The 14,690-nt window shown below is 72.7% G+C and carries 2 protein-coding genes; both read right to left on the bottom strand.

The annotated features are described in order from the left end of the window. Positions 1–8,607: non-ribosomal peptide synthetase (locus KME78_RS42025; RefSeq protein WP_219535110.1), on the bottom strand; the 8,607-nt coding region annotated here is incomplete at its 3' end. Beyond that, on the bottom strand, positions 8,604–14,669 hold the full coding sequence (locus KME78_RS42030; RefSeq protein WP_219535111.1) for a non-ribosomal peptide synthetase: 6,066 nt from the start codon (positions 14,667–14,669) through the stop codon (positions 8,604–8,606). The genes KME78_RS42025 and KME78_RS42030, both read right to left, overlap by 4 nt. Between the last annotated feature and the right edge of the window lie 21 nt (positions 14,670–14,690).

A 14,690-nucleotide genomic window follows, 5' to 3' on the forward strand; every position in this document is an offset into this window, starting at 1 on the left:
CTCCAGCGAGCCGTCGGCGCGCCGGCGCGCCAGGTCCCCGCTGCGGAACATGCGCGAGCCGGGCGGTCCGAACGGGTCGGCCACGAATCGTTCGGCCGTCAGCTCCGGCCGTCCCCAGTACCCGGTGGCCAGGCCGGTGCCGCCGATGTACAGCTCGCAGGTGACGTTGGCCGGTACCGGGCGCAGCGCGTCGTCGAGAAGGGACAACCGGGTGCCGGCCGTCGTCTCCCCCAGCGGCAGCACGTCCGGCACGGCTTCACCGGCGGTGAGCTGGTGATGGGTGGCCGCGGTCGTCGTCTCCGTCGGGCCGTAGACGTGCCCGACCGTCAGGCGCGGGCAGTGCGCCAACGCTCGCCGCACCACCGAGCCCGGCACCACCTCGCCTCCGGTCCACACCACGCGCACGGCGGTGAGGCAGCGCGGGTTCTCCTCGACCACCATGCCGAACACGGCGGCCGTCAACCACAGGTGGCTGATCCGGTGTTCGGTGATCAGCCGCTCGAGCGTCGGCAGTTCGAGTTCTCCCGCGGGGGCGACGACGATGGTCCCGCCCGAGGCCAGCGGGAGCCACAGTTCGAGGGTGGACGCGTCGAAGGACACCGAGCTGTGGCACAGCACGGTGCCGGGCTCGCCGCCGAGCCAGCGGGGATCCTCGATCAGCGCCACGATGCTCCGGTGGCTGACCCCGATGCCCTTCGGGACTCCGGTCGATCCGGAGGTGTACATGACGTAGGCGGGCTGTTCCGCCTCGACGCGCACGTCCGGCGGATCGGCGGGTCCGGCGAGCCAGGACCTGTCCTCGTCGACGGCGAGGACAGGTGCGGCCAACCCGGCCGCGTCGGCGGCGCGATCGGTCAGCACGAGTGCGCATCCCGTCTCGGCCACCATGTACGCCCGGCGGGCAGGCGGGTTGCGCTCGTCGATGGGCACGTAGGTGCCGCCTGCCTTGAGGATGGCGAGCAGGGACACCACCAGCTCGGCGGATCGCCGCATGAGCACCGCGATCCGGGTGCCCGGCGTCACGCCGTAGGCCCGGACCAGGTGGTGGGCCAGCTGGTCGGCCCGCGTGTCGAGGTCCCCGTAGGACAGTTCGGCGTCGTCGGACACGACCGCGGTGGCGTGCGGGGTGGCGGTCGCGCGTGCCTCGACCAGTTCGTGCACACACGGCCGGACCGGCTCCTCGGCCGCCCGGTGCGGGTCGCGTAGCCACGCCCGGTCCGACCGGGTCAGCACGTCGATGTCGCGCAGTGGGCGGCCGGGGTCGGCGACCACGTCGCGCAGCAGCTGGACGAACCGGGCGGCCAGCTCTTCGACGGTGCCCCGGTCGAACAGGTCGACGGCGTACTCGATCGCGCCTTCCGTGCCCGACACCACCACGGAGAGGTCGAACTTGGCGGTGTCGCCGGCCATCGGCACGGCCGCCACCGCGACGCCGGGCAGGTCAGGCGTCGTCGCCTGGACGTTCTCCACTCCCAGCGTCACCTGGAACAAGGGGTGCCGGGCCAGCGAGCGCGGCGGGTTGAGCAGCTCGACCACGCGCTCGAAGGGCAGGTCCGGATGGCTGAACGCGGCGAGATCGACCTGGCGGACGCGAGCCAGCAGGTCCTGGAACGTCGGGTCACCCGCGGTGTCGACGCGAAGCACCAGCATGTTGACGAAGTAGCCGACCAGGTCGCGCAGCGCGTCGTCGGTGCGCCGGGCCACCGCGGTGCCGATCGGCACGTCGGTGCCGGCGCCCATGCGGGTGAGCAGTGCGACCAGCCCGGCGTGGAGGACCATGAACCGCGTCGTCCCGGTGTCCCGTGCCAACCGCGCCAGGCCGTCGGTCAGCTCCTGGCCCAGCGGGAACCGCACCACGTCGCCGCGATGGCTCGCCGCCGGCGGCCGCCGCCGGTCCGCGGGCAGGGGTGGTTCGTCGGGCAGTCCCGCGAGCGTCTCCCGCCAGTACCGCGCCTGGCGGCCGAGCACACTGTCCGGGTCGTCCTCGCTGCCGAGCACCTCTCGTTGCCACAGGCTGTAGTCCGCGTACTGCACCGGCAGCGGGGCCCATCGCGGCCGGCCGCCCGCCTTCCGCGCCGCGTAGGCCGCCGACAGGTCGCGGGTCAGGCAGCCCATGGACCACTCGTCTCCCGCGATGTGGTGCATCACCAGCGACAACACGTGCTCGCGCGGGCCGAGTTCGAACAGCTTCGCCCGCAGCGGCAGGTCGGCGCCGAGGCCGAACTCGCGCCTGGCTTCCTCGGTGAGCAACCGGTCCAGGACGCCTTCCTCAGCCTGCCGCACGACCAGCACGCCCGATACGTCGGTAATGGACTGATACGGCGCCCCGTCGTACTCGCCGATCATCGTCCGTAGACTTTCGTGCCGGCCGATGACGTCGTCGATCGCCGCACGCAACGCGTCCCGGTCCAGCTCGCCGGAGAGCCGCAGTGCCAGGGGGATGTGGTACGAGACGCTCGACTCGGCCAGCCGGTCGGTGACCCAGAGCCCGCGTTGGGCGAGCGACAGCGGCACCCGGCCGGGCCGCGTGTCACGGCGTGGCGACGGGGCGGCGGGCGGTGCGCCCGGGAGCCGCCGGGCCAGTGCCGTCACCGTGCGGGTCGCGAAGATGGTCCGCTGCTCGACGTCGACGCCGAACACCACGCGGATCCGCGCGGCCAGCCGGATGGCCAGCAGTGAGTGTCCGCCCATCGCGAAGAAGTCGTCGTCGACGCCGACGTCCGGACAGTCGAGGACCTCGGCGAACAGCTCGCGCAGCAGTTCCTCGTGCGGTGTCCGCGCGGTGGCGCCGGAGCCGGTCGGGCGCGGGTCGGGGAGCTTCGTCCGGTCGACCTTGCCGTTGGGGCGCAACGGGAGCTCCGTCAGCGGTACGATCGTCGCCGGCATGAGGTGGGCTGGCAGGTGCTCGGCCGCCCAGGCCGTGACGCGTGCGACGTCGACGGTGTCCGGCACCAGGTACGCCACCAGTTCCGGCTCGTCTCGCTGGTTCGTCCGCACCACCGCGACGGCCTGCGTCACCTCGGGGTGCCGGCTCAGCGTGGCCGCGACCTCGCCCGGCTCGACGCGGAACCCACGGATCTGTATCTGGTCGTCGACGCGGCCGAGGAATCGCAGTTGCCCGTCGCCGTCCCACCGGCCCAGATCGCCGGTGCGGTACATACGGGTGCCGGGCGGACCGAACGGGTCGGCGACGAACCGCTCCCCGGTCAGCCCCGGCTGGTCGAGGTAACCACGTGCCACGCCGTGACCGGCGATGTACACCTCGCCCGGCGTTCCCGACGGCACCGGCCGTAAGCCGCCGTCGAGCACGTACACCCTGGCGCCCGGCAGCGGCCGGCCGACCGGCGGTTCGGCGCCCGGCGCCAGCGGACCGCTCACGGTCGCGCAGACGGTGGTCTCCGTCGGGCCGTAAGCGTTCCACATCCGGTGTCCGGCCCAGCGAGCCGGCAGCTCCGGCGGGCAGGGTTCACCGCCGACGGTGAGCGTGACGCCCGGCGGCACCTCGTCCGGCGACATCACGGCGAGCGCGGTCGGCGGCAGCAACGCGTGGGTGACACCGGCTTCGTCCAGCAGCCGGGCCAGCGGCGGACCGGGGACCAGCCGGTCCTCGGGAGCCAGCACGAGGGTGGCGCCCGTCAGCAGCGCGACGGTCAGCTCGAGGACCGAGGCGTCGAAGCTCCACGACCCGAACTGCAGCCACCGGCGCCCGGGTCCCGCTCCGTCCAATGCGGTCAGACCGAAGACGCCGGCATGGGGGACGACCACTCCTTTCGGGCGGCCCGTGGAACCGGAGGTGTAGATGACGTAGGCGGCGTGCCGCGCGCTGAGCGGTTCGACGCGTTCGGCCTGTGTGAGGTTCTTGCCGGGGTAGTGGTCGAGCGGGCCCAGCTCGTCCAGCCGGGTGAGCAGCAGGCGCGGGCGCGCGTCGTCGAGCATGAGGTCGACCCGGGCGGCCGGATAGCGGGGGTCAACCGCCAGGTACGCGCCACCGGCCTTGAGCACCCCGAGTACCGCGACGACCAGGTCCGGCGACCGTGGCATCGCCAGCGCCACCAGGTGTTCGGGGCCGACGCCCTTGCCGACCAGTGCGCGGGCCACCTGGTTCGCCCGCTCGTTGAGGTCCGCATAGGACAGGTGGGTGTGCTCGTACGCCAGTGCCACGGCGTCGGGTGTGCGGCCGACCTGCCGCTCGAACGCGTCGGTCACCGTGCCGCCGGAGGCCGGCCGGTCGGTGCCCGCCCACTCCCGGAGGATCCGTCGCCGTTCGTCCGGCATGAGCACGTCGAGCCGGCGCACCGGGAGGTCGGCGCCGGTGGCCATGGTCGCGAGCAACCGGTGCAGCCGGGCCGTCAGCAGGCCGACGGCGTCCGCCGTGAACACGTCGCTGTGGTAGTTCCAGCGCAGCAGCAGGCACCGGCCGGGAACGGCCATCATGGACAGCGGATAGTGCGTGGCGTCGTGGAAACCGACGCGGGAGATCCCGGCGCCGCGCTCCTCGAACAAGCCGCCCGGCTGGTTCTCAAAAGCAGTCAGCACGTCGAACAGCTCACCGACGCCGGCCAGCCGCTGAATCTCGGCGAGGCCGAGATGGTGGTGCGGCAGCAGCCTCGCCTGTTCCTCCTGCGTCCGGACCAGCAGGTCGCCCACGGTCTCATCGGACCGGAGCCGGACACGGACCGGCACGGTGTTGATGAACAGGCCCACCATCCGTTCGACGCCGGGCAGCTCGGCCGGGCGCCCGGAGACCACGGCGCCGAACACCGCCTCCTCCCGCCCGGTGAGCCTGGCGAGCAGGATCGCGACGGCGCACTGAAGGACGGTGTTGAGGGTCGACCCGTGGTGCCGGGCCAGCTCGGTGAGCGCGGTGGTGAGGTCCTCGGGCAGCGAGTACACCGACCGGGCGTGCGATGAGGCGGTCGCACCGCGCGGTGCGAGCCGGGTCGGTCCGGCCAGTCCGGCCAACGCCGCCCGCCACGCGGCCTCGGCCGGTCTCCGTTCCTGCCGGTGCAGCCAGCCGAGGTACGTCCGGTACGGCGTGACCTCCGGCAGCGGCCGGGACGCGTACAGCTCGCGCATCTCGTCGAGCAACACACCCATCGACCACGCGTCCAGCAGGATGTGGTGCACGGTGAGCACGAAGCGGTGCCGCTCCGGGCCGAGGCGGATCAGCATGGCACGCATGAGCGGCGGCGATCCGAGGTCGAACCCGAGCGCGCGGTCCTCGACCAGGGCCTGTTCCAGCTCGGCCTCGGTCATCGCGGCCGCCCGCCACGGCAGGTCGGCCTCGCCCGATTCCACCTGTCGCGGACCGTCCGGGGTGAGGTGGAAACCCGCGCGGAGGTTGGGATGGCGGCGCACCGCGGCCGTCACGCACCGCCGCCAGGCTTCCTGGTCGAGCGGGCCGTCGAGGTCGAGGAGCAACTGCGTGAGGTACGCGTCGGCCGAGCGGCCGTCGTGGAGCGCCTGGAACAGCAGGCCCTCCTGCAGCGGTGACAGGGGCAGCGGCCGGTCCTCTGGCCAGTCCGGCGCCGCCTCGGCGTCGGGGACGCGCGTCGCCACCGCGGCCATGCCGGCCACCGTCCGGCACCGGAACACCTCGCCCGGGGGGAGAGCCAGCCCCGCGGCACGGGCGCGGCTGCCCAGCTGGATCGCCGTGATGCTGTCGCCGCCGGAAGCGAAGAAGTCGTCGTCGACCCCGACCTCGGGGAGGTCGAGCAGCTCGGCGACCAGGCCGCACAGCACCCGCTCGGTGGCGTCGGCGGGCACCCGCCGCGGGGCCGGCACTCGGGCCGCCGGATCCGGCAGCCCGCTCCGGTCGAGCTTTCCGTTGCCGGTCAACGGCAGTCGGTCGAGCGGGACCAGCGCGGCCGGCACCATGTGCTCGGGCAACCGCGCGGCCAGGTAGTCGCGGAGCATGCCGGGCTCGGGACCCGCTGCGGGGCCGGCACTCGGGCCGCTGGATCCGGCAGCCTGCTCCGGTCGGGTGTCAGGGACCGGCACGAAGTACCCGACGAGGCGGCGCCGGCCGCGCCGGTCCGGCCGCGCCACCACGACGCCCTGCGCGATCTCGGGATGGCCGGTCAGCGCGGCGGCGATCTCCGCGGGCTCGATCCGGAACCCGCGGATCTTCACCTGGTCGTCGGCCCGGCCGGCGAAGTGGAGCGTGCCGTCGGCATCCTGGCGTGCGAGGTCGCCCGTGCGGTACAGCCGCGAGCCCGGCGGGCCGTACGGATCGGCGACGAAGCGCTGCGCGGTGAGACCGGGGCTCCCCAGGTAGCCCCTGGCCAGGCCGGCGCCCCCGACGTACAGTTCGCCGGCGATACCGGCCGGCAGCGGCCGCAGCGCCGGGTCGAGCACGAGCACCCGCATGTCGTCGATGGGCTCGCCGATGTGGCTGCCGGTCTCCGGTCCGAGATCGGCGTGGGTGACGTGCACGGTCGTCTCGGTGATGCCGTACATGTTGACCAGCGCCGGCCGGTTTTCCTGATTCATCTGGAAAAAGCCGGCGAGGTGGCTGTCGTCGAGCCGCTCACCGCCGCAGATCACCAGCCGCAGGTCGGTGTCCTCGACGCGGGACAGTTGCGCGAACGCGGTGGGCGTCTGGTTGAGCACCGTGACGCGTTCCCGTTGGAGCAGGCGCGAGAGGTCGGCGGGTGACCTCGTCACCGCGTGGGGCACGACCACGAGCCGGCCGCCGTGCAGCAGCGCGCCCCACATCTCCCACACCGAGAAGTCGAACGCGTAGGAGTGGCACATCGCCCACACGTCCCGCGGGCCGGCGTCGAGCCATCGCCGGGTCGTGTCGAACAGCCGGACCACGTTGCGGTGGGACACCATGACGCCCTTGGGCGTGCCGGTGGAGCCGGACGTGTGGATCACGTACGCCGTGTTGTCCGGTCCCGCCCGGCACACCGGATCCGTACTGTCCGCGTCTGTACTGTCTGCGACGTGGTCCGAGGTGAGCACCAATACCGGCGCCGTGTCGGCGAGCAGGAACTCGACCCGCTCGGCCGGGTAGTCGGGGTCGACCGGCACGTAGGCTCCGCCGGCCTTGAGCACCGCGAGCAGCGCGACGATCAACTCCGCCGACCGAGGCATGGAGACCGCGACGAGTTTCTCCGGACCGACTCCCCCGTCGATGAGCCGGTGGGCGAGCCGGTTGGCCCGCGCGTTGAGCTCGCGGTAACTCAGCGAGCGGCCCTCGAAGGTCACCGCGGTCGCGCCCGGGGTCCGCCGAACCTGCTCGGTGAACAGCTCAGGCAGCGTGGCCACCGGCGCGGGCACCTCGGCGGCAGGTGGCGGCAGTGCCCGCTCCCCCAGCGGATCCACCCTGCCGACGGGAAGCGCGGGATCGGTCACGGCGAGTTCGCCGAGCAGCCGCAGGAAGCGGTCCCGGTGCGCGGCCAGTTCGTCCCGGCCGAAGTCGGCCGTGTCGGCGTCGAGGTTGACCGACAGCGTGTCGTGGTCCGGCCGGTCGTAGCAGACCATCGACAGGTGGTCGACCGGCCCGTGTGACAGGTTGCGCACGATCCCGGCGTGACCGGCGAAACGTGGGCCGTAGTCGAAGGACATGACGTTCACCAGCGGGCCGAACAGCGGCTCGCGTCCACCCGCGAGCCCGAGCTCCGCGCGGATGTCCTCGTAGCGGAAGCGCTGGTGCCGCGACACGTCCACGATCTCCGCGGTCACCTGGTGGACCAGCTCGCCCCACGTGCCGGCGGGGCGGACCGACAGACGCAACGGCAGCGTCGTGGACATCATGCCGGGCACCCGGCGGGCGACCGGGTCGCCACGGCCGGAGACGACCAGACCGAGTACGAGGTCGGTGGCGCCGGTCAGCCCGCTCACGTACAGCGCCGACGCCGCGACGGCGACGCCGGCCAGGCCGAGCAGCGTCCCCGTGGCCCGCAGTGCCGCGAGCCGATCGGGTGGCAGCAGACCGCCGGCCCTGATGAACTCGCCGGACGGCTCGGCCAGGTGCGGGGAGAGCCCTGCCGGGTGTGGCCGGTCGACCATCCTCGCGGACCAGTACGCGCGGTCCTGCTCGAACTCGGGTGCGGCCCGGTACGCCCGCTCCTCCTCGATCAAGGAGGCAAGCGACCCGACGGCGCCGTCCGGCACGGGCCCGCCGGCCACTGTGGCGGTGTAGACCGCCGCCACCCGGCGAACCAGGAACGCGAAGCTGAACCCGTCCGCGACGAGGTGATGCGCCCGGTAGTACCAGCGATAGCGGTCGTTCGCCAGCCGCAGCAACGCGTGGCCGAACAGCGGTCCGGACGCGAGATCGAAGGGCCGGAAGAGATCCGCACGCATCCAGTCCTCGGCGGCCGCCGCAGGGTCGGGATCCAGGCTCACATCGATCAGCGGGAACGGCCACGACATCGCGGGCACGACGTGCTGCCAGGCTCGCGTGCCGTCGAACGCGAAGCGCACCCGCAGACACTCCATCTCGTCGACGGTGCGCCGCAGGGCGTGCTCGAACGTGCCCAGGTCGACCGGGCCATGGATCTCGACGTACTCGCCGATGTGATAGCGCGTGGTGTCCGGGTGGAGCTGCTGCGCGAGCCACACTCCTTGCTGGGCTGCGGTAAGCGGTAGCCCGGTCATGGTCTCACCACGCCTGCCCGTGCCAGCCGCGCGGCGACGACCGGTCCGATGCGGTCGAGCGCCTGGGAGCCGGTCATCTCCTGGTGTCCGCACGGGATGTCGTGCACCGTCATCGCGGCCACGTACGGCGCCCAGCCGTCCGGGGTCGGGAAGCCCGCGTCCTTGCCTTCTGTCGCGTGGAAGAACAGCACGTCGCCGTCGAACCGGGACGGGGCGAAGCCGGCGGCGAGTTCGCCGTTGTGCGTCATGATCCGCCCGATCATGGCGACCTCGTGATCGTCGAGCGCGAAGGCGTGCTCCGCCAGCGCGGCTCGCAGGTCCCGTTCGTCGAGCGGCGGCTCCCGGTGGTCCGCGCCGGCGAGGTAGCTGTCGAGCATGGCCAGCAGGCCGACCTCCGCACCGTCCCGCCGGAGCTGCGTGGCGATCTCGTGTGCCACCACACCGCCGAAGGACCAGCCGAGCAGGTGATAAGGGCCGTGGGGCTGGACCATGCGGATGTGCCCGCGATAGTCGGCCGCCATCTCGGTCACCGTGCGCGGCATCGGCTGCCCAGGGTCGAGCCCGCGGGACTGCAACGCGTAGACCGGATGGCCGTCGGCCACATGACGTACCAGTCCTGAGTAGACCCAGCCGATCCCGCCGCCCGGGTGCACGCAGAACAGCGGCGGCCGGTCGCCCCGCGCCCGCAAGGGCAGCAGCACGGGGAACGCGCTGCCGCCGGCCCGGCCGGCGAGGGCGGCGGCGAGCTTTTCCGGTGTCGGCGCCGCGAACACGCCGGCGACCGTGACGCCGTCGTCGAGGCGGCGCCGGATCCGGCCGACCAACCGGGTGGCGAGCAGGGAATGACCGCCGAGCTCGAAGAAGTCGCCGTCCGCCGGCACCGATGGCAGGCCGAGCGCCTCGGCGAAGAGTCCGCACAGGACGTCGACCGGTGAGCCGTCACCGGGTACCACCGCGTCCGGCGCCGACAGCCGTTCGGTGGACGTGATCACGGTGGGGATCATGTGCCGCGGCAGGAGCTCCGACAGGTGCCGCCGCAGTTCGCCGGGGGTCGCGTCACCGGCGACGTGGGCGACCAGCCGCGGCCCGTTCTCCTCGTCCAGCACCACGGTGGCCCGTTCGACCGACTCGTGCCGCTCCAGCGCCGCCACGATCTCGCCGGGCTCGATCCGGAAACCCCGTAGCTGCACCTGGTCATCGGCACGGCCGAGGAAGACCAGGTCCCCGTCCGGTGTTCGCCGGACCAGGTCGCCTGTCCGGTACATACGCGCACCCGGTGGGCCGAACGGGTCGGCGACGAAGGTCGCCGCGGTCAGCCCCGGCCGGTTCAGGTAGCCTCGCGCCACCGCCTCCCCCGCGACGTACAGCTCGCCCTCGTCGGCCGGCAGCAGGTCCGGGCCGAGCACATGGGCCCGCACGCCGTCGATCGGCCGGCCGATGCTGGGCACCGACCCGTCCCGCACCCGCTTGAACAGGCTGTCCACCGTGCACTCGGTGGGACCGTAGAAGTTGTAGCTCTCGGTACCGGTGGCCGCGCGCAACGTGTGCCACAGTGACTCCGGCACGTCCTCGCCGGCCAGCACCAGCAGCCGCGGCCGGCCCTCGGCCGGCAACCCGGCCGCCAGCAGCTCGGCACAGTGCGACGGGGTGGTGTCCAGGTAGTCGATGTCGTTGGCGGACACATACTCGGCGAGTGCGTGGACGTCGCGTCGTACCTGATCGGGGACCAGGTGTGTCTCGTGGCCCGCGATCATCCACAGGAGGCCGTCCCACGAGCCGTCGAAGGACAGCGAGGCGGTGGTCGCCGCCTTCCGCCGTTCGCCGGTCGGGAACAGCGACTTCCGGCGGAACCGGAACAGGTTGGCCAGCGCCTGGTGCGGCACGACCACTCCCTTGGGTGTTCCGGTCGACCCGGACGTGTACATGACGTAGGCCGCATTCGCTGGCGAGAGTGGCGAGACGGGGTCGGTGGCCGGGCTCCGTTCGAGCGCGGCCATGGTGCCGGGGGCGTCGAGGACCAGCCTCGGTGTGCCGTCGCCGGGTGCGTCCCCGGTCGTGATCACCAGCTTCGGAGCGGCGTCGGACAGGATGGCGGCGATGCGGGCGGCTGGATCCTGTGGGTCAACGGGCACGTGGACGGCGCCTGCCTTGAGCGTGGCGAGCAACGCGGCGACGAAGTCCGGCGAGCGGGGCAGCGCGAGCGCGACCCGGTCCTCCGGTCCGATCCCCTGCCGGATCAGCAGGTGCGCCAACCGGTTAGCCCGCTCGTTCAGGTCCGCGTAGTCCACCGCGCGCCCGTCGCACACCAGCGCCGGTTCCCGTGGCGTGCGGGCGACCTGTTTCTCGAACACCTCGGTGATCCGCCGGACGTCCGGCTCGACGCGGCGATCGGGATCGGCCAGCAGTTCCCGCAGCAGCTCGACGAACGCGCCCGCCGCGGCGGCGATCGTGGGCCGGTAGAACAACTGGGTGCTGTACTCGATGACGGCCTCGATCTCCTCGTCACCGGGACGCTCCAGCATGGCGACGGCCAGGTCGCAGAGCGCGGTCCCTTCCGGCAGGCCGGGATAGCCCAGCTCGCCGCCGTACTCGAGGGAGATGCTGGGCGGCCCGTGCTCCAGTTCGTCGAGCGGCGGCAGGACCTGGTGGGTGTACATGACGTCGAACAGGGTGTTCCGGCTCGGATCCCGTGGCGGCGCCACCGCCTGCACCACCGCGTCGAACGGCAGGTCCTCGTTGGCCATGCCGTCCAGCACGACCTGGCGCACTCTGTGCACGAGCTCCCGGAAGCTCGGCCGCCCGGACAGGTCGGTCCGGAACAGGACGGTGTTGTTGAACAGGCCGAGCAGCCGCCACAGCTCGGGGCGGCCACGCCCGGACGTCGGCGTGGCCACCACGATGTCCTGCCGGCCCGACATGCGGGACAGCAGGACGTTGAGCGCGGCGAGCAGGACGACGAACGGGGTGGCCGATTCCGTGTGGCCCAACGCCCGCAACCGGCGCGCCACGTCGGCCGGGATCACGAACTCGTGGCGGTCGCCCAGGTAGTTCAGCCTGGCCGGCCGCGGCAGGTCGGTCGGGAGGTCGAGTGGCGGTGCGTCCCGCAGTGTCCGCTGCCAGAACGCCTCCTGGTCGCGCAGCTTGGCGCCGGCGACCAGTTCGCGCTGCCACCTGGCGTAGTCGTGGTACTGGATGGGCAGCGGCGGCAACCGGTGCGGCCGGCCCGCCACCCGCGCGGCGTACAGCTCGGTGAGCTCGTTCCGGATGATCGTGGGCGCGTGTCCGTCGTTGACCGCGTGGTGCATGGTGTTGACGACGAGGTGGTCCTCGGCGCCGAAGCGGATGACGAGCACCCGGTACAACGGGTCGGCGGCCAGGTCGAACGGCCGGGCGACGTGCGCGGCGACCATCCGCTCCGCCACCGCTGGGTCGTCCTCTTCGGACAGATCGGCGAACCGATAGAAGTCGCCGGCGTCGGGCCGGATCACCAGCCGGGGCTCGCCGCCGTCATCGACGAAGTTCGACCGCACCGTCTCGTGCCGGTCCGCGAGATCGGCCAGCGCACCGCGCCAGGATTCCGGGTCGAACGGGCCGCGTACCCGCATCCGCGACGACAGGTTGTACAACGTGGTGGCCGGTTCCAGCTGGTGGTGGAACCACATCCGCTCCTGGGCGAACGACAGCACCAACTCGTCGCCGGGAGTGACAGGCGGTAGCCGGTCGGCAGGTCGCGACGCCTCGCCACGCAGGCGTTCGATGTGTGCCACGAGCTCCGGCACGGTGCGCCACTCGTAGATGTCGATCAGCTTCAGCTCGACCCCGCACCGGCGGGACAACGCGTTGATCAGCTGCAGCCCGATGACCGAGTTGCCGCCCAGCTCGAAGAAGTCCGCGTCGGCGGGCACCTCATCGGCGCGCAGCAACTCGCCGAGAACCGAACGCACCCGCATGCTGATCGACATGTCCCCGTCGGGTGCCGCGGGTGTCCGCTCACGCGTCACCCAGCACCGGACGCCTGCCAGGGGATGACCGGGCAACGACATCCGCTCGGAACGTGGCCGGGTGCCCGCGCGCAGCACGGACCAGTCGACGTCCACCCCGAGCTCGTACAGCCGGCCGATCAGCGGGAGGAGGTCGTCCGGCGACCGGACAACCTCGCGGCGCAGGTCGGCACCCCGGTCCGGCAACGCGGCACCGATGTCGCCGGCCGCGCCGAGTTCCACCACGACGACCGGTCCGTCCGCCAGCAGGCGGTCGACCGCGCCGGCGAGCCTGACCGGGTCCGCGGGCCGGTCCTCGGGCCCGGCCGCGATCTCCTCGTCGGACAGCTCACCCTGGACCCAGCGGGCGAGGTGGCGGGATCGGCCGGAAGCCAGGAGACCGGCCACCGCGACAGCGGCGGTGAGCCGCCGGTACACCGCGAGTTGCCAGGCGACCGTGGCGCCGGCCGACGCCAGCTCGGCGGGCAGAGCCAGCTCGGCGGGCAGAGCCGGCACCTGGCCGGCGGAGATCGCGGCGTCACCCGGCATCGCCACGACCACCCGTGGCGACCGCGCCTCGACACCGCGCGGCACGTGCTCCTCCAGTGCCGCGGCCAGGTCGGCGGTCGAGTGCGCCAGCACGGAGATGCGGTGCCGGTGGTGGTCGCGACCCTCGTTGAGAGTGAACGCGACGTCGGCGAGCGGCGCGGCGCCCGCGCGCAACCGTCCGGCGATGCGCCGGCAGAGTCCGCCGAGCGCCGCGGCGGAACGGGCGGACACACCGACCAGCACCGGCCCGATACGCGTTGCAGGCGCCGGTTCCCGGGCCGGGGCCTGCTCGATGACACAGTGCGCGTTGAGACCGCCGAGGCTGAACGAGCTCACGCCGGCGCGGCGCGGCGAGCCGTCCTTCCGGGCGGGCCAGGGCCGGGACGAGGTGACCACCCGCAGCCCCGCGGCGTCGAGATCCACTCCGCGCGCGGGCCGCCGGAAGTGCAGGCTCGGGTAGAGCTCGCCGTGTTGGACGGCGAGAATCGCCTTCACCAGCCCGGTCACCCCGGCCGCGTTGTCCAGGTGGCCGACATTCGTCTTCACCGAGCCGATGGGCAGCGGGCGGCGATCGCCGTCGCGTGCCAGCGCGAGCCCCTCCACCTCCGCCGCGTCGCCCAGCCGGGTGCCCGAGCCGTGCGCCTCCACGTACCCGGCGGTTGAGAAGTCGAGGCCGGCGCCACGCCAGGCCAGTTCGATCACCTCGGCCTGGGCCCGCACGCTCGGGGTGCTGATCGTCGCCGCGTGGTGCCCGTTGTGCAGCACCGCGCTTCCCCTGATGACGGCGTGGATGTGCGCACCGTCCGCCACAGCCCGGTCCACGGTGGTCAGCAGGAGAACCGCGCCGCCCTCACCGCCGACGGCGCCGTCCGCCGCCTCGTCGAAGGCGCGGCAGCGGCCGGTGGTGGACATGATCTCCGGGAAACCGTCCAGCCGGTCACGCTCCGGTGGCACCGACCGGAGGTTGACGCCGCCTGCCAGCGCGTACTCCACGTCACCGGCGAGCAGTTCCCGCCGGGCGTGGTGCACCGCGACCAGCGAGCCGTTGCACCCGCTGTCGATGCCGTAGCACGGACCGGTCAGCCCGAGCCAGTGCGCGATCCTGGCGGGCAGGGCACCCGGCCAGGTCCCGGTCATGGCGAGGGTGGTGCGCTCGGGTACCAGTCGTTCGTAGTCGGGTGCGGGCATACTGAAGATCACCGCCGTACGCCGTTCCCGGAACCGGGAAGCGGCGTAGCCCGCGTCCTCGATCGCGTTCTTGGTCAGCTCCTGCGCGAGCCGGTGCTGCGGGTCGAGCAGTTCGGCCTCACGCCTGGACACCCCGAAGAACTCGTGGTCGAACAGGTCGATCTCATCGAGGTAGCCCATCGGCAGGTAGCGAGCGTCCTGACGCCCGGCTGCCTCGAGCCGCGCGGCCGGTGGCTCCCTGACCGAGTCCCGGCCGTCCAGCAGATTGGCCCGGAACTCCGCGACGTCCGCGGCGTGCGGATAGCGAACGCCCATCCCGATCACCGCGATGCCGGAATCCCCCACGATCGCCACCCTTTCGCCGGA

This window comes from Nonomuraea guangzhouensis, from assembly GCF_019396345.1.
GTDB lineage: Bacteria > Actinomycetota > Actinomycetes > Streptosporangiales > Streptosporangiaceae > Nonomuraea > Nonomuraea guangzhouensis.